Origin of the sequence: Nocardia transvalensis (assembly GCF_015477765.1) — a bacterium.
GTDB lineage: Bacteria > Actinomycetota > Actinomycetes > Mycobacteriales > Mycobacteriaceae > Nocardia > Nocardia transvalensis_A.
Genome location: NZ_JADLQQ010000002.1, coordinates 19171 through 40192 on the forward strand (window position 1 = coordinate 19171; position 21022 = coordinate 40192).

A 21022-nucleotide genomic window follows, 5' to 3' on the forward strand; every position below is an offset into this window, starting at 1 on the left:
TCTCCTGTTCCGTCACCTGCCGCTGAACCGCGGTTCCCGCTTCTCCACGAACGCTTTTCGACCCTCCCGCGCATCCGCCGAGGCGATCACCGTGCGCACGAACCGCTGCTCGATCGCCCGCGCCTGCTCGTCGGGCAGCCAGCCGCTGGCGAGCAGCGCGGCCTTGGCCTGCTGCACCGCCAGCGGTGAATTGCGCACGACCCGGTCGGCGATGTCGTGGGCGCGGGCCAGGGCCTGCCCGGTGGGCACGACATGTCCGATCAGGCCGAAGTCGTAGGCCTCGCGGGCGGTGAGCGGATCGCCGGTGAGGATCATCTCCACCGCTTTGGTGTAGGGGATCTGGCGTTTGAGCCGCACGGTCGAGCCGGCGCCGGGAATCAGCCCGCGCCGCACCTCCGGCAGTCCGAAGGTGGCCTGCTCCTCGGCGATGCGAATATCGGTCTGCTGCAACATTTCCAGCCCGCCGCCCAGGCAGGCGCCGTTCACGGCCGCAATGAGCGGCTTGCGCAGGCAGTGGGTGAGCAGCAGGCCGCGGCCGATCACGGCCGGGTCGTAGTCCGCGCGCCCGCTCCCGTTCGTCATCCAGCCGTCGCCGAGATCACCACCGACACAGTAGGTGTCGCCCGCTCCGGTCAGAATCGCCACCCGGATCTCGTCGTCGGCGTCGATCTGCTCCCAGGCGTCGGCCAGCTGCTGGATCATCGGCAAGTTCAACGCATTGCGACGCTCAGGGCGGTTCATCGTCACGACTGCCACCGCCCCCTCGCGCTCCACCAGAAGCGGGCATTCGTCACCGCTGCGGTCGAGGATGTCGTTGGCACCCATGGCCTTTCCCTTCCTTGCGCTCATGCATCGGGGCGGTCGCTGCCGACGACCCACAGCGCGTGGAACTGCGAGGCCCCGCCCATGGCGTGCCCGATCGCACGCCGGGCGCCGGGCACCTGATGCTCGCCCGCCAGCCCGCGCACCTGCAGGGCGGCCTCGAGGAACCGGACCAGGCCGGTGGCGCCGGTGGGATTGCCCGACAGCACACCGCCGGACGGGTTGATCGGCAGGCGGCCGCCGAAGCGGGTGGTCCCGTCGTCGACCAGCTTCCAGCCCTCGTGCAGCGGTGCGAGGCCGATATTCTCCATCCACATCGGCTCGTACCAGCTGTAGGGGATGTACAGCTCGGCGAGGTCGATTTCCCGTGCGGGATCGGCGATTCCGGCCTGCCGGTAGGCGTCGGCGGCGCATTCGGCCCCCGCTCGCGGATTCACCTCGTCGCGCCCGGCGAAGTGCCCGGTCTCGGTCCGGAACGACATGCCGTGGATCCAGGCCGGTGGCCGCGCGGGCTTGCCGACCTCTCCGGCACCGGCCAGGACGATGGCGGCGGCCCCGTCGGAGGACGGGCACGACTCGAGGTAGCGGATCGGATCCCACAGCATGCGGGACTGTTTCACCTTCTCGACGGTGATATCGGGCATGTGCACGTGCGCGTACGGGTTGCGCAGGGCATTGAGCCGGTGGTTGACCGCGACCTGCCAGCCGATGTGCTCGGGTGCGCCCGAGCGCCGGATGTACTCGCGGATCACGGGCGCGAAATGCCCGCCCGCCCCGGCGCCGAGTTTGGCGCTGAACGGCAGCCCGCGCGACAGCGCCCAGGTGAAATTGCCCTCGGACTCCTTGGAATACGCGGCCACCAGCACCCGCCGGGCCAGACCCGCCTCGATCAGGTGTGCGCCGTAGACCGCCGCGTGTCCGCCGACGCTGCCGCCGGTGAACACGCGCGTGACCGGCAGGCCGCGGGCGCCGAGCGCGTCGGCCAGATACAGTTCCGGATTCATCACACCGTCGAACAGGTCCGGCGTCTTCGAGAGCACGACGGCGTCGACGTCACCGAGCTCGAGTTCGGCATCGGCCATGGCCGCCGCGACCGCCTCGCGCACCAGCGCCCCGATGGTCACCTCGCGGCGCTTGGCCTGCTTGCCCTGGCCGATACCCACCACTGCCACGGATTCACTCATTAGGCATCCCTTTCCAGCAGGCACACCAGATTTTGTTGCAGCGCTTGACCGTTCGTGGCGTGGGCGAGGGCGCGCCGGGCCCGGCCCTGCCGAATCGCCCGGGCCGCTTCGCTGATGCGCAGCAGTCCGGTGGCCGTGGTGGGCCGTCCGGCCAGGGGGCCGCCCGACGGGTTGACCGCCGTCGTCGGCGAGAGCCCGAGCTCCCGCACGAGAAGCGGCTCCTGCGCGGAGTATTCGACGTGCAGTTCGGCCACCTCGATCTCGGCGGGCCCGAATCCGGCCGTACGCGCGGCCGCGTGGGCCGCTCGCGCCGCCGAGGGTGCGCGGGTGAGGTCGCGGGAGCCGGGATAGTGCGCGTCCATGCGATGGTCGATGCCGCGCACCCACGCCGGTGCCTCGCACAGCGACCGCGCCACGTCTCCGGCCGCCAGCACGACCACCGCGGCCGCGTCACCGACCGGCGAAATATCGTGGCGGCGTAGGGGAGAGGCGACATAAGGCGCGGCCAGCAGATCGTCGATCTCACGGTCACCACACACCTGGGCGTACGGGTTGGTCTTCGCGTCGGCCAGGTTGCGGGCGACGATGCGGGCCATCTCCCGTTCGGTGGTCACCCCGGCCTGCAGCAGTGCGCAGGCCTGGATCCCGGCGATGGCGTCCTGGTGCGGGCGCAGCGGCGTCAGATAGTACGGATCCAGTTGCGCGGGCACGACCTGGTCGAGATCGCGCGGCAGCGAGCCGCGGCCGATCCCGTACACCAGGGCGATATCGCCGTGCCCGAGCTGCAGCCACGTCCACGCCTCGTAGAACGCCCACGCGGCATCCATTTCCACGTGTGATTCCGCGATCGGCGGCCACGCACCGACCGCATCGAGGGAGTCGATATAGGCGAAGGTGCGGCCCTCGTGGAAGTCGTGGCTGCCCGAACATACGAAATCCACGCGGTCCCGGTCCAGTTCGACCGCGGTCAGTGCCTCGCGGATCACCGGCAGCAGAATGCCCGCCATATCGTCGCGACGATTCGCGGCCAGGCACGGCGATTGCGCCCCGGCGACCACGGCGATCTCACGCATGAGCGGCCTCCCGGACCGGCCGGTAGTGGCGAATGCTCATCCACGACGGCTCCAGATCGCCGTCGGCCCAGACCGGTTCGACCTCCATACCGATCCGCACCTCGGCGAGGTCGACCTCCCGGATCAGATGCATCACCCGGGTGTCGGCGCCGTGCGGCTGGATATGGCCGACCACGTACGGCGGCTCGATCTCCTGTCCCGGGAACGGGAAACTGACCACGCAGAACGTCGACACCGTGCCGCGCCCGTCCAGTTCGGTGGGTTGCTCGAGTTCGACCAGGCAGCGGGCGCAGAACTCCGGTGCCGGCAGATACATGTGCCGGCACGACGGGCAGCGGCGCGCCAGCAGCCGGCGCTCGGCCAGCCCGCGCAGAAATGCCGAACGACCGACCCCGGCGACGAAGGTGTATTCCATGCGCAGCGGCGTCGGCATCAGCGTGATCGGCGGTGGCAGTGGGGCATTCATCGGGCGGTGTCCTCCGGTTCGAAGCAGATCAGATCGCGCAGCTGCCCGGACCGTTCGGCCGCCCACCGAGCCCGTACCCGCAGCCCGCGGCGCAGCAGCCCGGGATCGCCGACATCCACGGCGTGCAGGAAACTGCCCTCGGTGCCATCGATCGCGATCAGCGCCCACGCGAAATCGCGCTCGACCGGATCGCCCGGCCGGTGCGGAACCCAGGTCCAGGATTCGACGCTGCCCGTGGGCGCCACATCGACCAATTCGGTGAGTTCGCGGCCGGTCACCGGATCGAATTCCGCGGGCGGGCACACCACCGTCCCTCGCTCGGTCCGTGCCCCCAGCAGCCGCGCGTCGCGCAACCCGGCCAGAAACGTCCCGACCACCGGCCCCACGGTCCGCTCGAACGGGAACTCGATCTCATAAGGCGCGCACAAACTTTCGTCCGTATCGGCGACCATGCGGCGACTCCTCTCTCCCGCTCGGAGTCTGCCTCAATCACGTGATTGAATCAAGTGTTTGAAAGCGAATAGCGCTGCGGCGGGCGGGCGGAGCGCGGGATGATGGGTGGGTGACCGACTTCGAGGCGGCCATCGCGGCGCACTACCGCCACGATCCGGAACGCGATCGGCTTCAGACGTGGGGGAAGCTGGAGTTGTTGCGGACCCAGGAGCTCATCGGCCGCTACCTACCCGCGCCCCCGGCGGTGATCTACGACGTCGGCGGCGCGCGCGGTGCCTACGCGCTGCCCTTGGCGCGCGCCGGATATGAGGTGCATCTGATCGATGTGTGGGAGCCGCATGTGGAGGCGGCGGCACGGGCATCGGAGGATCAGCGGCACGCCCCGCTGCGGTCGGTGCAGGTGGGGGATGCGCGCGAACTCCCCTTCCACGATCGCAGCGCCGACGGTGTGCTGCTGCTCGGGCCGCTGTATCACCTGGTCGATCGCGACGAGCGGCTGCGCGCTCTGCGCGAGGCGCATCGCGTTCTGCGACCGGGTGGGGTGCTGCTCGCCGCGGCGATCTCCCGATTCGCCTCGACCCTCGGCGGCCTGGTCACCGGCGAGATCACCGATCCGGACTTCGCCGCGATCGCGGCGGAAGACGTCCGTACCGGTCAGCACCGCAACCCCCACCGCGAATCCCGGCCCGACTGGTTCACCGACGCCTACTTCCATCTCCCGGACGAACTGCACGACGAACTGAAAACGGCGGGTTTCCACGACATCTCGATCCTCGCCGTCGAGGGACCGGCAGGTTTCGGCGTCTGCGACGACCAACTCGACGACGCCGACCGCCAGGCCTCGGTCCTGCACGCCATCCGCCGCATCGAATCCGCCCCCGAACTCCTCGGTGCCAGCGCCCACCTCATGGCCGTCGCCCGCGCCGCCGGCTAACCCTCCGATCCTGGGCGTGTCGGGGGCGCTGCCAGGGGTTTTCCGGTAGTTTGCCGGACGTGAGCATCGATCACGAGACGATTGTCGAGGAGATCCGCACACTGCACAACGACCTGGCGCGGTGGCTGGGTGCACCGGACACCGACGGGTTGGAGGTGTTCGGGTCGCAGTTGCATGCCGACTTCTCCATGGTCATGTTGAACGGTGTGGTGGCGCCGCGGGCGCGGCTGCTCGAGGGGCTGAAGGGCGCGGGCAATTCCATGCCGGGCCTGACGATCGAGATCGTCGACATCGATGTGCTGCACCACACCGACGACTGCACGGTCGCGCGGTTCCGGGAGATCCATCGCCGCGACGGCAGCGCCCGCGACCGCTGGACCACCGCCTTGTTGCTGCCGGATGCGCAGGGGCGCAACGGGGTGCGGTGGCGCACGGTCCACGAGACCGCCGCCGCGAGCTGATCCGGGTCAGCCGAGCGCGGCCTCCCAGTCGTTGGGATGTCCGTGGACGGAGGGGTCGTAGAGCACGACGAACCGGAACTGCTGCGGGGCCGAGAGCGGGAACGGGCCGATGCTCAGGTCCTGCGAGGTGTATCGGGCATCGCCGTTGGTGCGGACCCATTTCGGCGTCCGGTCCTGCTGGTCGAGCCACTTCTGGAAGACCGAGCGCGACGGCTTGGCGGCCATGATCACCGACATCAGGGGTAGCGCGTCGAGTTCCTCCACCGTCGAAACGAACCGAAGGCTGTCACTCACGGGTTTCACAGTAGAAGACCACCGGGAGTGACCGGAATCGGCCTACCAGAGGGGCAGGCCGATGACGCCTTCCGTGGGGAGATCGACCTCGTCGGTGGTAATCGGTTGCGGGCCAGTGCGATCGGTGCGCAGGGTGCCGATCGGAACCTGTCCGCCGCGGCGCGGCACGTCGTTACCGCGCACGCCGATCTCCGTCTGCGGGGCCAGCGGGTCGCGGGTGATGATGCAGTGGGCGATCTTGCCGTCCCGCAATCGCATCGTGAGCAGATAGCTGTTGCGGTAGCGGGTTCCGGTGGATTTGACGATCACCTCGGCCTCGACGAACAGTTGCCAGGTATTCGAATCCAGCAGCGGTTCGGCACCGGCGACGGCGGTAATTCGCCAGTCGTAGTCGTCCAGGAGGGCGAAGGCGTGCCGCAGTTCCTCGTGCCCGCGCATATCGTTCGGAAAACCCGTGGGGGCCCAGCGCAATTCGATCCGGGCGTCCTCGGTCAGCATCGGGAGATATCGGTCCAGCCCGGTGGAGTTCGGTCCCGAATTCAGCAATTCGCCGATCATCAGGGTCTGGGTATCCGCTGTCCGTTGGCCTTGCATAGGAACCTCCCGCACCTCTCGACGCAGTCTCCGGCGGGCCTGATGCCGCGTCGGCGCTCTGTCCAGTTTCCTCACCCGCTACTGTCGGCTACAGATCCGGCGACGCCACGTTCCGTCCAGTTTGCGTCAAAGATGCTGTTGAGCCAGTGAGTGAAGATTGACGCTCGAAGAAATCGATTCAACCACGGAAAGCAACCGCCTTAACCTGGTCTGTTGTTCAGATCACATTGTTGCCTGCGTAGTTTGCGACACAATAGCTATCAACGGTTCGCCGCTTCGATCGAAGGATCATGCCGATGACCGCTTCTCATGTTTCGCTCGATATCAGCAGTGTGTGGGCGCTCGGCGACTACCACCGATTCGCCAAAACGGCGCTGTGGGATCTCGGCCCGACACTGGCCACCGCGTGCGGTATTCGCCCGGGCATGCGGGTACTGGACGTCGCCGCCGGAACCGGGAATGCGGCCATCGCGGCCGCGCTGGCCGGGGCGGAGGTGACGGCCTCGGATATCACCGTGGAGAACTTCACCGCCGGCCGGGCCGAGGCGCTGGCGCACGGCGTGGAATTGGAGTGGGTCGAGGCCGATGCGCAGGATCTGCCGTTTCCGGATTCCTCCTTCGACGTCGTCACCTCCTCGGTCGGCGCGGTCTTCGCGCCCCGGCACGAGGATGTGGCCGACGAATTGGTGCGGGTGACCAAACCGGGCGGCACGATCGGCATGATCTGCTGGACCCGCCGATCCTGGATCTGTGAGGTGCTGGCCACCCTGGCCCACTACGACCCACCGCCGCCGGAGAGCCTGCCGCCGCGTCTGTGGGGCAACAAGGACCACGTCCTCTGGCTGTTCGGCGACCGCATCAGCGCGCTGGACCTGACACCGGGCAGCTTCCGCCTCATCGCACCGACACCGGGCCAATTCATCGAATTCTTCGAAACCGCCTTCGGCCCCATCCTGGGCGCGTTCGCCGCCCTCCTCGACCGCCCCCAACGCGCCGCCGCCCTCCACCTCGACCTCCTCGACCTGGCCGACCGCCTGAACCTCGGCACCCCCGGCGGCCCCGCCGAATACCTGTTCGAGTACGTCGTGCTGACCGCGACGACCGCCGCCTGACCCGGGGAGTCAATACAGCGGAAACGCCCATCCGCCCGGATAGTGGGGTTCGCGGTCGTGCCGGAAGGCGACGCTCGCTCGCGCGAGGGCGCCTGCCCGCAGCTCCTCGACCAGCCCCGCGCGGGCGAGTGCGGCCAGCGTCGTACCGCCCAGGTATGCCGCGCCGAGCTCGGTTGATGTCAGACGCAGGTCGGCGGGGGCGCGGGTGCGCTCGCAACGGGACGACGCGCTGTCGGCCTGCAGGTGATAGCGCCCGGTGTTCCACGGGCAGAAGTGGTCCTCGACGTCGAGCACGATATCCAGCGGAGTCGAGTAGCGGCGTCCGGACAAGGCCCGGCCCACATCGACCAGTCGGACCCACAGCCGATCGACCAGGCGATCGTGCACCGCGCGCGCATCCTCCACCAGGTGCGCCAGTGGCTCGTCGGGCGCCCCTTCGTAGTCGATCCAGGAGGCGAGATCGATACCGGCCAGGTAGCGCCACAGAGCCGCATAGGTTGTGCGGGAGTGCGCAGCGAGCTCGGCCACCTGGACCGATCCGACTTCGTTGCCGAAGGCGTCGAGCCCCGGTGCGTGCCGGTACAGGGCGTAACCGGTGGGCTCGTTGTCCGGGGCCAGATGAACGGCGTAGCGCAGCATGGTCATGCCGTGAGCCGGCTGGTCGAAAAGCCTGATGTTCCAGTGCGACTCGGCGCGATCCGGCCAACCGACCGACATCGTCCTGACCTGGTCGTAGATCTTCTCGATCATCGGACGCGCCTGGGCGGGAGGCAGTAACCGCACGGTTCCGTCACCGAAACCGGTGCCCGGGCGAAACCGCATCGCGCGCTTGTCGCAGCGCAGCCGGTTTCCTCTGGTGGCGAGTCCGAAACCGTAGCGGCCGTAGATCGCGGCCTCGGAAGGACGCAGGGCCGCAATCGGTTCCAAGCCCTGCTCGTGGATGTCGGTGAGTTGCCTGCGCATCATCGAGGTGAGGATTCCGCGACGGCGATGGGTCGGGGCCACACCCACCGACGCGATGCCCGCTACCGGAACGACGGCGCCGGGCACCGTCAGAGTTCGCGCGTAGACAGAGGCCCCGGACACGGGGGCATCACCCTCGAAAGCGGCAAGGGTGCGCGCCAGATCCGTGGCGGCACGCTGGTTGGCGAGCTCCTCATCCGACCGATCCACGCCGTAGGTGTCGGCGATCATGCGGGCCCACGAATCGAATTCCTCATCCGTGACAGGGCGAAGGGGGTACGGGTCGGCCACCTCTGTTGTGTATAGGAATCGGCGTTGCCGGGCAACGCATTTCCGCCGAACATCTGTCGGTGTCAGTCGGTGGTGAAGCGGGTGGCGTTGTCGACTGCCCAGCGGGCGAAGGTTGTGGCGGGACGGCCGATGATGTTCTGGACGCTGGTGGTGGGTAGGTCCGTGGGGTGCGGATCCAGGGTGGTGAGGACGTTGTCGACGTACCAGGCTGCGTTGTCACCCAGGGTGGGAGTCAAGGCGGTGATGGTGTCCTCGCGGGAGGAGGGGAGGAAGGTGATGTCGCGGTCGAGGGCCTGGGCGAGGTGGCGGATGAGGTCGATGCGGGTGAGGATTTCCGGTCCGGCCAGCGGGTGGGCGACGCCGAGATGAGCGTCGGTCAGCAAGGCGGTGGCGGCGACAGCGGCGATGTCGTCCATGGCGATGGGTGCGGTCGCGGCGTCGGGCCGCAGTTCTCGCACGGTGCCGGTCTCGCGGATCTGGTGCGACCAGATCAGGGCGTTCTCCATGAAATCGGCGGGCCACAGGTGGGTCCAGGCCAGCCCGCTGTCCTCGACGGCCGTGCATACGTTGCCCCACCAGCTCTCCGGTTCGCCGGACAGATCGACCACATACCGCACACCGGCGGCGCGGGCGAGTGCGATCACCTCGGTGACAGTGTCGGGCGTGGGTGCCAGGTACATCCGCTCCACACCCGCGAACGCCGCGGGGAGCGCGTCCGGTTGCCGCAGGTAGCCCTCGACCACCTCGACCCCGGCGGGGAGCGCCGCCTTCTGCGGGTTATTGGTGAGCGCACGAATATCTGTGGCCCCCATGGCAAGCAAGTGGTCGACAACCTTGCGGCCGATATTGGCGGTGGCTCCGGTTACCAGGATGGTCATCTGTCCCTCTCCCGCACGAGTCGTTGGAACAACCCATCCTGCCAACGGAATTCGAGCAAATCTACGGACGGGACCCGTGGGCCCTGCACCGCCCGCTGCGCGGACGATGCAGGGAACCAGTGGTGCTGCGCGGAGGATGTAGGGAACCAGTGGTGCTGCGGGGAGGATGTAGGGAACCAGTGGTGCTGCGGGGAGAATGCAGGGAACCAGTGGTGCTGCGGGGAGGATGCAGGGAAGTAGTGGTGCTGCGGGGACGGTGCAGCAGAAGGTGGTGGTGCGTGGACCATGCGCGAAGGGCGGTTGTTCCCGGGGCGCTGTCTCCAGTCCGGTCAGCAGCCGGGGCGCGGCGCTGCCGGGAGGGGATCGGTGGTGTCGACGGCAGGAGCGCCCCCGGCGGGAGGTTCTGCGCGGCCCCACCAATTGTTGTGTGCTGCAACGGTAATGCCGGAGACGTCGAGATGTCTGCGATCGGTGGTGAAGCAGTTGAGACCAGGAGAGGACAATGTGCCGCCGCCGAAATCGACTGTGGCATCGGCAATCCGGCCGCCGCGGTGGCTCACGTGGACGAGGGTGTCCGCCGCGCCGGTGAAGGTGCTGCGGGCGACGCTGCCCCGCAGGGTCGCGGTGTCTCCGATATTGAGGATGTTCAGGGCGTGGGCAGCCGTGCCGTCGACCGTCGTGTCGCGGATGTCGAAGGTCAGGGCGGCGGTCGAGGGCTCCGGTCCGGTGGGGGTGAAGGCGACCAGGCCGATCCCGTCGGCGCTGCAGTCGCCGAATGCGGAATTCGCGACATCGAGGTGGGTGCGGCCGGTGCGGCCGAAATTCGTGGTGACCAAACAGGTTCCGAGATTGACCGGCACCACGGAGCTGAGCGGTGCGCCGGGGAAGCGGGAGCGGTGCGCCTGCACGTTGTCCAGGGTCAGCGACTGCTGTGCGCCGTCGGTGCTGAGGTTGTAGTTTTCGATGATGTCGCCGACCACGGTGTCGAAACTGCTGTCGCGCACGGTGACTCGGCTGTCCGGGGTGCCGCTGGTCGTCACGTACTCCAGGCCGTTGGCGGAGAAATTGCCGTCGCCGTTGTGGAATCGGTTGCCGGTGATCGCCACATCCAGATACGCGCGCCCGAGCGGGTTGACGAACACCCCCTCGCTGTCGGCGGCGGCATTGAGCGGCGAGGTGTCCGGTGCGGCGATATGGGTCTGGCTGTTGCCGTCCAGCCGCGCGGTCAGCCGGGCGCTGTCGGTGGCTTGGACACCCATGGCGATCACCGACAGTTTGGCCAAGCCCAGATTGATATTGCGCACATCATTGCCGACGAGCTCGGCGGTGATGGTGCTGGTGCCGAACGCGCGCAGGTCGATACCGTCCCCGCAGGCGGTGTCGTGCACGAGGTTGTGCTCGATGCGCACGGTCCCCGTGGCGGCCGAGAAGTCGGTCATGATCGCCGCCCAGCCGTTGTTGAGGCTGATCAGGGCCGGGGTCGGCGGCGCGGTGGCCCCCACCGCGATCGCCGGCGGAATGGTGAACGGGCCGATATGGAAACCGTCGACGCAGCTGCCGTTCGTCCCGGCCACATCGTTGCCGCTGACGACCGCGCCGACGGCATCCACGCCGTAGATGCCGCCGCGCCGGGCCCCGGCGATCACCAGATTGCGCACCTCGCTGCCCGGTGCCAGCACGACCGCGTCGCCGTCGTGACCGGCCGTCGTATTCGTCAGCCGCGGCAGCGCCGCCCCGGCCGGTGCCCCGATCACCGCGGGACCGCCGCCGACGAGGCGCTGGCCGGGCTTGAGCGCGATTCCCCCGTCGAGCGGCGGCACCGCGGGGGAGGCGGGCTGCACGACGATCGTGTCGCCGTCGCGCGAGGCCGCCTCGGCCTGGGTGAGCGTAGTGAACGGTGCGTCGGCACTGCCGATTCCACCCGCCGGTGCGGCCGCATCGACGTACCATGTCGCCGAATCCGGTTGTGCCCGAGCCGTTGTGGTGGTGCCCGCGACGGCGACGGCCAGGACTGCGGACATCAGGACATGGCGAGTGACGCGCATCGGCTTTCCTCGTGACAACGGACCGGCAACCCTCACAGAGTTTTGATGAACCGCGCCAACAGCTCACCGCTGTAGTCGGGCTGGCCGTCGTTCTGCACCGCGGCGGCGGCGATCGTGTCGACATGGTTGTAGCCCGGCAGCGTCACCACATGTGCCGAGGCGGGGACCGGGAAGAAGCTGCCCACGGTGAACTGGATGGCGCTGTCACCGGCCCAGGCAATGAAATTCGGCTTCGGCCGGCTCATCCCGTGATACCGCAGCTGCGCCATCTCACCGCTGCGGGCACCGCCGTACCCGGCCCCGATATCGATGACCAGCCGCATCGGGAAGTAGGTTTCCCAATAACCGCCCGGCGACCCGGTGGCCAATTGACGGGCGGCGTCGCGGATGTCGGCGACCTCGTGATTCGGTGAGGTGAACGGGATTCCGCGCACGTCGTCGTAGTTGCGCCAGGTGTAGAGGGCGGTGCGGTCGGTGGGGAAGACCCGCTGCGCCGGGCCGGCGCTGATGCGCAGGAAGTTGCCGAAGAACGGAAGCTGGGTCAGCTCACCGGGGTTCGGGAACGTCTTGGTCTGGACCGGACCGCCCGACAACGCGCCCACACTCTGCTGCAACAGCTCGAAGTTGTTGGAGTTGTTGTCGATGAACATCCCCAGCAGCGCGGTGTTGGTGAACCGGAAATCGCGAATCGACCCGGATCCGTCGGCACCGTTGGTGGCCCAGCCCGCCCAGGTGGGAGTCAGCAGATAGTTCAGCGTCGCCTCGACATCGAAATCGCGCGGGAGATGGGCCAGCAGTTGGCTTTCCCCGTCGGGATCCAGGTGTGCCGCAAGCCCGGCCAGTCGCAGCAGCATGAACCCGCGGGTGCCGAGGATCGGCGTCCCGCCGAAGATGCGCGGCAGCACATCGGCCCGGAAACCCGCCTGCACCACCGAATTCGTCGGTCCCACAATGGCATCGGTGATACCGCTCAGCAGCGGGGTATTCTGAATCGCAACGGGGTCCGAGGACACCATGGTGTCCTGGGCGGCGAAGGCGGCGCACTGATCCGCACCCGGGCGGCCGTCGAAATCCCAATCGGAGAACAGCCCGGTCACCAGCCCGCCGAGCGAGATTCCCGTGCAGACGAACTTGCGCTGGCGCTCGGCCTGATCGGGAAGCTCGTGCAGCATGACCTCGTATTGGTCGCGCACGATGCGTTCGAGGCCCATGAAGTCGAGCACGTCGAGTTGCTCGGAGGTTTTGAAGCCGGGAAAGACCTGCCCGTCGATCGGCTTACCGTTGAAGTAGTAGTCGACGGCGTCGAGGTAATTGCCGGTCTGCAGGGCGTAATCGAAACCTCTCGTCTCGTCCAGACACGTACTGCGCCGCGCCATCGCCCAGAACTCGATGCGCTGACCCATGGCCCGCGCCGAGTGCACGGTGTTGTACGCCACGCTGTCGGAATTGACCGCGCCGCCGAACATGCCCTGCTGCTGGATCACCACGTGGTCGGCGTCGGCGGCGGTTTGCGGGCCGTCGGCGGGACGGTATCGAAGGAATCCGACGCGGTCGCACGCCGCCGGATGCGCGGGAGCGTTCGCGGGCAGCGGGAGCTGGAAACCGACGTAGGAGACGACGATTCCGTCCCGGGTCTCCAGCACGTTTTCCTGCCGGTCGCTCGCGGCGCTCACCGGCTCGGCCTCGGCGGTGGTGGCCCCGGTCTGTGCGACGGCCGCGCCGATTACCACGGCCATGGCATAGGCCAGTGAATTACGCCATCGGACACCGGATCCCGGTCGCCCGGCTCGCAGCCCACGGCGCCCCACCCGGCGACCCACATTTGTCATGGCCAGCACGTTGCCAGCGCAGTCCGGGTTCGTCCACGTGAAATGCGACAAAAAGCGCGAACATTATTGCAGCACAATGCCAGCGCGGCGGAGCTTACTTTTGCGGCGGCGGATACGCGTTGGCGCCCAGGAGCCGTGCCAGGTGCGCCGCGTTGCGGGCGAGGGTGGCATTGGTGGAGGCCACGGCCTCGGGCACGCTGTCCAGATCGCAATAATCGGTGCCGCCCATGGCGTGGTCGTTCCAATACGTACAGCCCTGCGCCGGAATCGTGAAGCCGATGTCGTCGAGTGCCTGGAACAGGTCGGCCACGATTTTGTGCGCCCCGTCCTCGTTGCCGACCACCGCGGCGACGCCGACCTTGCCGGTCATCGCGGGCCGTCCCGCGTCGTCGGTGTTGGACAGTTCGGCATCGAGGCGTTCGAGCACCCGCTGCGCGACCGAGGACATGTGGCCGAGCCACGTCGGGGTCGAGATCAGCAGGATATCGGCGTCCAGAACGCGTTCCCGCAGCTGCGGCCACTCGTCGCCGTCGCCCTCGTCGTCGCTCACGCCGGGATGGACGTCGTAGTCCACCACGCGCACGACATCGCCCTTCACGTCATGGGCGGCCAATTGCTCGAGCACCTGTCGCGCGATCAGATCGCTGCTCGACTCGTCCGGGGACTTCTTCAACGTGCACACCAGGGCGAGCGCGGTCAACGCTGTCATCGCTTACCTCCTCGGGAAGTCAGTGCCCGCGCTGCTCGTGCAGTGCCAGTCCCTCTTTGGCCTTGACACGCCGATGCTCGACCAGCAGCCACCCCAGCCCGACCACGAAGCAGGCCGCACACACGATCCCCGCCACCGTCGCCCATCCGGTGAACCCGTATCCCGCGGCCGTCAACGTCCCGGCCAACGCCACGATCCCGAGGGCACACAACACGATGCCGGGAATGTTGTATCCGTCCTCGATCCCCTCCCCGGCATGACTGCGCGTCGTGCGCGAGTTGTCCGGAAACCCACCCCGCTCGGGCAATCCAGCAGCATACGGTCGTGCCTGATTCGCACCAGCCATCGCGCACCTCCGTCTCACCATGGCAGAGGCCTTCTGGCCCCCGCCTCCTGTCCCGGCACTACCCCCTCGCGTCGGGTCGAATCCAGCGACGACTGTCGCGCCGGTCACTGGCACCCCACCGGCAACCACAAACTGGTCGCTTGACCTCGGCGGACGTCACGTCGCCGGGTGGCAGTCGATGTCCGGGGGTGGGGTCAAGTCGGTGAGGTATTTCAGGACCGGGACGTCCACGCAGGGGGAGCCGCTGACCAGGAAGACGCCGTGCTGGTTGCCTCGGTAGGTGACCAGGGGGCTGCCCAGTTGACGGGCGAGTGTGCGGTTGCCGTCGTAGGGGGCGGCGGGGTCACCGGTGGCGGCGACGACAACCAGCGGCGGCAAGCCGGTGGTCGGGAATGTGTGCGGGGTGCTGGTGGGCGGGGTGGGCCAGAAGGCGCATTTGTCGAGAGGGGCCCGGCCGTCGAAGTGGCCGTCGTCGAGGAACGGCGCGGCGGCGAACATGCGCCGCTGCAGATCCGCTGCCGCCGCGCGGTCGGTGGTTCTGGGGCCGTCGAGGCAGAGTGCGGCGGTCTGCATATCGGCGTCGACGATGGTGGGCACGCCGTCGGCCGCTTCGCGAAGGATGTCGCCGCGCCCGGACTGCACCTGCCGCAGTCCGTTCGTGATGGTCGGCCACCCGGACGGGCTGTAGAGTTCGGCGACGATCGCGTTCAGGGCGTCGCTGTAGGTCAGTGTCCGATCGTGGGCCGGAACCGGTTGTGCGATAAGCGGATTCAGTAGCCTCTGCAAGGATCTCGACGCCTCGGTGGGATCCGTTCCGAGCGGACAGTCGGCGCTGCGGGCGCAATCGTTCGCATAGACGTCGAAGGCCTGCTGCAGGCTGGCGTAGAACTTCACCAGGTCGATCACCGGGCCGTCCATGGGTTCCCCGCTGTCGAAAACCATGGCGCGGACCTTGTGCGGGAACGCTTCGGCGTAGGCGGATCCGAGCCGCGAGCCATAGGAGTAGCCGAGATAGGTCAACTTCTCGTCTCCGAGCACGGCACGGATGATGTCGAGATCGCGCGCCGCCTCCCGCACGCCGACGTGGCCGAGCAATTCGACACCCGACCGCTCGACGCATGTGGCGACGTAGTCGCGGTTCTTGCGCTCCATCGCCTCGACTCCCGTCGGTGACCAATCGGTGGGGAAGTCCTCAGGGCCCCTCGTGGCCGCCTCGGACCGTGTGAGGCATTCGACCTTGGGCGTCGACGCCCCCGCTCCGCGGGGGTCGAAACCGATGACGTCGAAGCGATCACCCAGCGCTGTCCTGCCGAGCCCGGCATCGTCGAGTCCGAGCCCACCGGGGCCGCCGGGATTGATCACCACCGAACCGATCCGCTCGCCTCGCGCGCGTAGCCGCGAGAGCGCGATCTGCGCCGTGCTCCCGTCGGGCTTGTCGTAATCGATCGGTACGAGCACTCGGGCGCAGTCGAATTCGGGGCCCAGGGTGTCACCGCCCCGGAACCCGGCACACGATCCCCAGGCGAGGTGCTGGTCGTAGAACTCGGCCAGGCCGCGGTCGACGGTGGTGCTCGCGCAGCCGAGGCCGACCGCGAGCACGGCGGTGGTGGCGAGGGCAGCGCTCGCCAGAGTTCGCGCCGGTTTTCTTCTGGCAGAACGATATTCGGTTCTCACGCCATTCGACGCTAAGGGGCCGACGGGGATTCGGGCGATCCTGCAGCCCCCCGAACGACCGGTGGTGCTGACACTACCCGGCCGCGGTTGGGTCTTTCCTTATTTGTCAGTAGTTGCTAACGTTAGCGGTGGCGAACGGACCATGGGAGGGAGGGGATGTGATGGACGTGTCGGAGGATCCGCGGGCCGATGAGGTGCTGCGGGCGCTGGTAGAGCCGCGGCGGCGGGCCATTCTGCGGCTCGTGGCTCGGGATGAGCTGGCCGCGGGGGAGATCGCCGCGGCGTTCGAGGTGACCAGGACCGCGGTCAGTCAGCATCTGACCGTGCTCAAGAACGCCGGTCTCATCAGCGAGCGCCGATCCGGCACCCGCCGTCTCTACCGGGCCCGTGCCGACGGATTGGACGGACTGCGCAGATTCCTCGACGACATGTGGGCGACCTCGCTGGACACCGCCCGCAGGATTGTCGAAACCGAGCGTGGGACAACCGAAAACGACGAACGATCAGTGGGGTAGAAGGCCATGCAGTTGTATATCCGCAGTCAGGACGAGTTCGCGAAGGTGATGGAGAAGGTCGGGCCCGACGAGTGGGACAACCCCAGCGCGTGCGCCGGCTGGACCGTGCGCGACGTCGTCGGGCATGTCGTGTGGGGAATGGATCTGGTCCGAACCTGGGCCGGGGGCAAGGAATTCGACAATACGGTCGGCGCACCCGGCGCACCCCGTCCTCGTGACTATCTCGGCGCCGACCCACTGGCCGACTGGACGCTGGCGCGGGCGGCGTGCCTGCCCAGCCTGACTCCCGAATCCCTTACCACCGTGATGAATACGCGCAACCGGGGCCCAATAGTGTTGTCGGACATGGTGGAGGCCATGACCATGGACTTCACCACGCACACCTGGGACCTGGGCCGGGCGCTGGGATTGACCGTGACGCTCGACCCCGAGCTGATCGAGCACGCACAGCGGTGGGCGGAACTCAATGTCGAGTCCGCGCGCAACCCGGCGTTCTTCGCGACCGCATTGCCGACCCCCGCCGACGCCGACCCACAGACCCGGCTGCTGCGCTATCTGGGGCGTGACGCATGACCACCGACCACGTCGTAGGCCTGCGTCGTCCTCCCGTCCGCCAAGAGACGCTGGTCCGCAGCGATCGCGTCCACACGTTCCACACCTTCGTTCGCACCATCGCCACCTGGTGGCCCCTGGTCCCGTTCTCCGCGGGACACGAGCAGGTGCGAGAAGTGACCTTCGAACAGTTCGAGGGCGGCAGGGTCTACGAAACATGGTCCGACGGAACGGAAGTCGACTGGGGCCACCTCCTCCTCTGGGACCCGCCACGCCGATTCACGATGACCTGGACCATGACCCGCCCCGCCACCGAGGTCGAGCTGTCCTTCACCGAGCTGGCCCCCACGCTGACCCGAGTCACCGTCGAACACCGCGGCTGGGAGCACCTCACCGAAGCCCAGCTCGCGGCGGCCTGTTCCCATCTCGGCGGCTACCCACGGGGCTACAACGAAGGCTGGGCGCGAATCCTGCACTGCCTCACTACAGCAGCCGAAGCGCCCGCCTAGTCATCCGGCGGAACGGCAAACCTCCTGGGTGGCAATGGTGTTGACCGTGGATTGAACGAGCGTTTAACATATTGAACATGCGTTCAATGGATGGCGAGATGCCCTCGGCCGGGAAGATTCGCGTCGAGCTCAGCGGGCCGCCGCAGACGATGCTTGCGACGTTGTATGCCAAGGCGCTGGATGCGAACGCGGACGCGCCCCTGTTGGGGGACACCTGGGCCAGGGATGCGGTGCGGCGCATCGACTACGACTGGGGGAGAACCGGTATCACGGCACGTAACCGTTCCAGCGTGACGATGCGGACGGTCCACTTCGACAAGTGGGCGCGGGAGTTCCTCGCCAGGCACGACCATGCCACGGTGTTGCATATCGGTTGCGGGCTGGACAGCAGGGTGTTCCGGCTGGATCCGGGACCGGGGATCGAGTGGTACGACGTCGACTACCCCGAGGTGATCGAGCTGCACGAACAGCTTTATCCGAGCCGTGAGCACCATCACCGCGTCGCTACCTCCGTGACGGACCCGGCGTGGCTGCGGGCGATACCCGCCGAGCGCCCTGTGCTGCTCATCGCCGAGGGTCTCACCATGTACCTCACCGAGGCCGACGGCATCGCTCTGCTCCGCGCGGTGGTCGGCCACTTCCCCTCCGGTGAACTGCAATTCGACGCATTCAACGCATTCGGGATCCGATCGCAGAAGATCAACACCGTCGTCCGCCGTTCCGGTTCGACGCTGCACTGGGCGATCAACGGACCCGATGACATCGTCTCCGCGTTGCCCCGGATTCGGCAGCTCGCCGCGCTGTCGGTATTCGACTCCGAGTCATTCCACCAGGGCGTATCCGGTGGCTTCCGGCTGATGGGAAAACTGATGTCGCTGGTTCCGTCGCTCCGGATGATGGCCCAATACCACCGCTACGCATTCTGAGCCGGTGATGCCGGACATGCCCGGGCGATCCCGACGCGAGATCGTCGAATTCCGCAGCGGCGGCAGCATCGTAGGGGGTTCGAAAAAGGATACCGTCGGCGCGTCCGTTGGGGGCATTTCCGCAGTGACCCCGTGATACGCTCCTGGCCAGCGCGTTTCCTGTTTTCAGTACGTATTCTTTCCGCGATCGGAGGCATTCGTATGCAGAACACCAGCGAGAACCGCACGACTGTCCAGGAAGGCAAGAAGACCTGGCGCCGTCCCGATTTCGTCTTCGTCGACACCGCCATGGAGGTCACCGCCTACGCCGGCCGCAACTGATACGGCGATGGTCGTTTCCTTCGATACCGACTCCCTCTTGGGGGCAGCCGAATTCCGAGAGGCGCTCTACGCGCTCGAGCCCCTGTATTGGGACCGGCATCCGTTCCATCGGCGCCTGCACGAAGGCCGGTTGGACAAGGAGGAGCTGCGGCTGTGGGCGGCCAACCGCTGGTACTACCAGCGGTGCCTGCCGCAGAAGGACGCCGCGATCATTGCCAACTGCCCGCTGCCGGAGGTGCGGCGCCACTGGCTGCCTCGGATCGTCTACCACGACGGAACGGAGACCGGCTCGGGCGGCGCGGAGAAGTGGCTGCGCCTGGCCGAGGCGGTCGGGCTCGAGCGGGACGAGGTGATCTCGGAGCGGCTCGTCCTGCCCGGCGTGCGTTTCGCGGTCGACGCCTACCTGGACTTCGCGCGGCGCCGGCCATGGCTGCTGGCGGTGGCATCCGGTCTCACCGAGCTCTTCTCACCGGGACTGCTGGCCTATCGGCTGAGCCGGATGCGCGAGCACTACCCATGGATCGCCGAGGAGGGCTTCGCCTACTTCACCGCGCGCCTCGACGTGGTGGAGGACGAGGGCCGCGCACTGCTGGATCTGGTGGTCCGGCACGCCAACTCCCGCGCGCAGCAGGACGCCTGCGTCGCGGCGCTCGCCTTCAAATGCGATGTGCTGCGCGCCGTGCTCGACGCCCTCGACTACTACACGGGGGCCGGAAGAGGCCGCACATGACCGACTCGACGGTGCCGCGGCTGCGACCAGGGGTTCGGCTGACCCACGATCCGGCCCGCGGCGAGCTGGCCCTGCTGCCCGAGGGTGTGGTCGTCCTCAACGACACCGCGGCCGCGGTGCTCGCGCTCTGTGACGGAGCGTCGAGCGTCGATCGCATCGTGGAGCGGCTCGGTGAACGGTACGACGGCGTTCGCGCCGAGGACGTGGCCGATCTGCTGGACCGGCTCGCGCAGCGTCGAGTGGTGGCCCTGGATGGTTGACCCGGCCGTTGAGGCCCCGCTCGGGGCACTGCTCGAACTGACCCACCGCTGTCCGCTGCACTGCCCCTATTGCTCCAATCCGCTGGAGTTGGTCTCCCGGTCCGGCGAGCTGACCCGTGAGCAATGGCTCGAGGTGCTCACGCAGGCGCGCGAACTCGGGGTGGTGCAGATGCACTTCTCCGGCGGTGAGCCGCTGGCCCGTCGGGACCTGCCCGATCTGGTCGAGCACGCGCGGGATCTGGGCGCCTACGTCAACCTGGTCACCAGTGGTGTCGGGCTCACCGCCGAGCGGGCCCGGCGGCTGGGGGAGTGCGGAGTCGATCATGTCCAGCTCTCCCTGCAGGACGCCGATCCGCAGGCCGCCGACCTGATCGCGGGTGCCCGCGTCCATGCGCTGAAACTCCGTGCGGCCGAGGCCATTACGGCCGCGGGGCTGCCGCTGACCGTGAATGTCGTGCTGCACCGGGCGAATATCGACAGGGTCGAGGGAATCATCGATGTGGCCATCGGTCTCGGCGCGGACCGGATCGAGTTGGCCAATACCCAGTACTACGGGTGGGGACTGCGCAACCGCGCCGCGCTGCTGCCGACGGCGGCCCAGCTCACTGCCGCGCGCGAGGCCGTGCAGCGTGCCCGCGAGCGGTACCCGGACGGTCCCGCGTTGGTCTATGTGGTGGCGGATTACTTCGCCGATCGGCCGAAGCCGTGTATGGACGGTTGGGGCAGAATCCAACTGACCGTAGCCCCCGATGGAGATGTGCTGCCCTGTCCGGCGGCGTCGGCCATCGCCACGCTGCCGAGGGAGAACGTCCTGCGTCGCCCGCTGGCCGAGATCTGGTATTCCTCGCAGGCGTTCAACGCTTTTCGCGGCACCGGCTGGATGCGGGAGCCGTGCCGTTCCTGCCCCGAACGCTTCACCGACTTCGGCGGCTGCCGTTGCCAGGCATTCCAATTCACCGGCGACGCCGCGGCCACCGACCCGGTCTGCGGGCTCTCCCCGCACCGGCCGCTGGTGGATGCCATTCTGAACGGGGCATCCGAGCCCGAGGCCTTCGTCATGCGGACCCAGGCCGCGCCGTGA

25 protein-coding genes are annotated in these 21022 nt (G+C 67.9%); 11 read left to right on the forward strand and 14 right to left on the reverse strand.

What is annotated here, in order from left to right; genetic code table 11:
* Positions 1–12: 12 nt before the first annotated feature.
* The 5 genes from IU452_RS03995 to IU452_RS04015 are packed head-to-tail and all read right to left on the reverse strand — an operon-like array spanning position 13 to position 3997.
* On the reverse strand, positions 13–825 hold the full coding sequence (locus tag IU452_RS03995; RefSeq protein WP_195107537.1) for an enoyl-CoA hydratase-related protein: 813 nt from the start codon (positions 823–825) through the stop codon (positions 13–15).
* A gap of 20 nt (positions 826–845) precedes the next feature.
* Entirely contained in the window at positions 846–2006 is a 1161-nt protein-coding gene (locus tag IU452_RS04000) for a thiolase domain-containing protein (RefSeq protein ID WP_195107538.1), read from the reverse strand.
* A complete protein-coding gene (locus IU452_RS04005; protein ID WP_195107539.1) occupies positions 2006–3079 on the reverse strand; it encodes a lipid-transfer protein in 1074 nt (357 codons plus the stop codon). The genes IU452_RS04000 and IU452_RS04005 overlap by 1 nt, the downstream gene beginning before the upstream one ends.
* The gene (locus IU452_RS04010) at positions 3072–3545 is read right to left on the reverse strand and encodes a Zn-ribbon domain-containing OB-fold protein (protein ID WP_195107540.1); all 474 of its coding nucleotides are present in this window, start codon (positions 3543–3545) and stop codon (positions 3072–3074) included. The genes IU452_RS04005 and IU452_RS04010 overlap by 8 nt, the downstream gene beginning before the upstream one ends.
* Positions 3542–3997 carry a Zn-ribbon domain-containing OB-fold protein gene (locus IU452_RS04015; RefSeq protein WP_195107541.1) on the reverse strand — a complete coding sequence of 152 codons (456 nt, stop codon included), beginning with the start codon at positions 3995–3997 and terminating at the stop codon, positions 3542–3544. Before IU452_RS04015 ends, IU452_RS04010 begins: the two co-directional genes overlap by 4 nt.
* A 110-nt stretch (positions 3998–4107) precedes the next feature.
* On the opposite strand from IU452_RS04015, the gene IU452_RS04020 reads away from it, so the two are divergent.
* Positions 4108–4932 carry a class I SAM-dependent methyltransferase gene (locus IU452_RS04020; protein WP_195107542.1) on the forward strand — a complete coding sequence of 275 codons (825 nt, stop codon included), beginning with the start codon at positions 4108–4110 and terminating at the stop codon, positions 4930–4932.
* A 59-nt stretch (positions 4933–4991) separates the two neighbouring features.
* The gene (locus tag IU452_RS04025; RefSeq protein ID WP_195107543.1) at positions 4992–5393 is read left to right on the forward strand and encodes a hypothetical protein; all 402 of its coding nucleotides are present in this window, start codon (positions 4992–4994) and stop codon (positions 5391–5393) included.
* A 6-nt stretch (positions 5394–5399) separates the two neighbouring features.
* Here IU452_RS04025 and IU452_RS04030 read toward each other — a convergent pair whose 3' ends face one another.
* Together IU452_RS04030 and IU452_RS04035 are read right to left on the reverse strand one after the other, a co-directional pair.
* Positions 5400–5687 carry a hypothetical protein gene (locus tag IU452_RS04030; protein WP_195107544.1) on the reverse strand — a complete coding sequence of 96 codons (288 nt, stop codon included), beginning with the start codon at positions 5685–5687 and terminating at the stop codon, positions 5400–5402.
* A gap of 42 nt (positions 5688–5729) precedes the next feature.
* The gene (locus IU452_RS04035; protein WP_195107545.1) at positions 5730–6281 is read right to left on the reverse strand and encodes a nuclear transport factor 2 family protein; all 552 of its coding nucleotides are present in this window, start codon (positions 6279–6281) and stop codon (positions 5730–5732) included.
* A 296-nt stretch (positions 6282–6577) separates the two neighbouring features.
* Here IU452_RS04035 and IU452_RS04040 point away from each other — a divergent pair, with 296 nt between their 5' ends.
* Entirely contained in the window at positions 6578–7393 is an 816-nt protein-coding gene (locus IU452_RS04040; RefSeq protein ID WP_228816625.1) for a class I SAM-dependent methyltransferase, read from the forward strand.
* A gap of 9 nt (positions 7394–7402) precedes the next feature.
* Here IU452_RS04040 and IU452_RS04045 read toward each other — a convergent pair whose 3' ends face one another.
* From IU452_RS04045 to IU452_RS04075, 7 genes are all read right to left on the reverse strand, one after another.
* Positions 7403–8647 (reverse strand): GNAT family N-acetyltransferase, encoded by a 1245-nt coding sequence (locus IU452_RS04045; RefSeq protein ID WP_195107547.1) that lies wholly within the window; start codon positions 8645–8647, stop codon positions 7403–7405.
* Between the two features lie 62 nt (positions 8648–8709).
* Positions 8710–9525, reverse strand: a complete 816-nt coding sequence (locus tag IU452_RS04050) for an SDR family oxidoreductase (RefSeq protein ID WP_195107548.1) — start codon at positions 9523–9525, stop codon at positions 8710–8712.
* Positions 9526–9854: 329 nt separating this feature from the next.
* On the reverse strand, positions 9855–11570 hold the full coding sequence (locus IU452_RS04055) for a hypothetical protein (protein WP_195107549.1): 1716 nt from the start codon (positions 11568–11570) through the stop codon (positions 9855–9857).
* Positions 11571–11602: 32 nt separating this feature from the next.
* On the reverse strand, positions 11603–13399 hold the full coding sequence (locus tag IU452_RS04060) for a hypothetical protein (RefSeq protein ID WP_228816627.1): 1797 nt from the start codon (positions 13397–13399) through the stop codon (positions 11603–11605).
* A gap of 94 nt (positions 13400–13493) precedes the next feature.
* A complete protein-coding gene (locus tag IU452_RS04065) occupies positions 13494–14108 on the reverse strand; it encodes a flavodoxin family protein (protein ID WP_195107550.1) in 615 nt (204 codons plus the stop codon).
* A 19-nt stretch (positions 14109–14127) separates the two neighbouring features.
* Entirely contained in the window at positions 14128–14415 is a 288-nt protein-coding gene (locus IU452_RS04070) for a hypothetical protein (RefSeq protein ID WP_195107551.1), read from the reverse strand.
* A gap of 195 nt (positions 14416–14610) precedes the next feature.
* A complete protein-coding gene (locus IU452_RS04075; RefSeq protein ID WP_324192431.1) occupies positions 14611–16128 on the reverse strand; it encodes an alpha/beta fold hydrolase in 1518 nt (505 codons plus the stop codon).
* A 161-nt stretch (positions 16129–16289) separates the two neighbouring features.
* On the opposite strand from IU452_RS04075, the gene IU452_RS04080 reads away from it, so the two are divergent.
* The 8 genes from IU452_RS04080 (at position 16290) to pqqE (ending at position 21022) form a co-directional block, all read left to right on the forward strand.
* On the forward strand, positions 16290–16643 hold the full coding sequence (locus IU452_RS04080) for an ArsR/SmtB family transcription factor (protein ID WP_267467465.1): 354 nt from the start codon (positions 16290–16292) through the stop codon (positions 16641–16643).
* A gap of 6 nt (positions 16644–16649) precedes the next feature.
* Positions 16650–17216, forward strand: coding sequence for a TIGR03086 family metal-binding protein (locus tag IU452_RS04085; protein ID WP_195107552.1), 567 nt, complete (start codon positions 16650–16652; stop codon positions 17214–17216).
* Positions 17213–17704, forward strand: a complete 492-nt coding sequence (locus tag IU452_RS04090; RefSeq protein WP_195107553.1) for an SRPBCC domain-containing protein — start codon at positions 17213–17215, stop codon at positions 17702–17704. The genes IU452_RS04085 and IU452_RS04090 overlap by 4 nt, the downstream gene beginning before the upstream one ends.
* A gap of 98 nt (positions 17705–17802) precedes the next feature.
* Positions 17803–18630 (forward strand): class I SAM-dependent methyltransferase, encoded by an 828-nt coding sequence (locus IU452_RS04095; RefSeq protein ID WP_195108230.1) that lies wholly within the window; start codon positions 17803–17805, stop codon positions 18628–18630.
* 201 nt (positions 18631–18831) lie between these two features.
* Positions 18832–18951, forward strand: a complete 120-nt coding sequence (pqqA, locus tag IU452_RS04100) for a pyrroloquinoline quinone precursor peptide PqqA (RefSeq protein WP_195107554.1) — start codon at positions 18832–18834, stop codon at positions 18949–18951.
* Positions 18952–18958: 7 nt separating this feature from the next.
* Complete coding sequence (gene pqqC / locus IU452_RS04105) at positions 18959–19681, forward strand: pyrroloquinoline-quinone synthase PqqC (protein ID WP_195107555.1); 723 nt, start codon at positions 18959–18961, stop codon at positions 19679–19681.
* Positions 19678–19941, forward strand: a complete 264-nt coding sequence (pqqD, locus tag IU452_RS04110) for a pyrroloquinoline quinone biosynthesis peptide chaperone PqqD (protein WP_195107556.1) — start codon at positions 19678–19680, stop codon at positions 19939–19941. Before pqqC ends, pqqD begins: the two co-directional genes overlap by 4 nt.
* The gene (pqqE, locus tag IU452_RS04115) at positions 19934–21022 is read left to right on the forward strand and encodes a pyrroloquinoline quinone biosynthesis protein PqqE (RefSeq protein ID WP_195107557.1); all 1089 of its coding nucleotides are present in this window, start codon (positions 19934–19936) and stop codon (positions 21020–21022) included. The genes pqqD and pqqE overlap by 8 nt, the downstream gene beginning before the upstream one ends.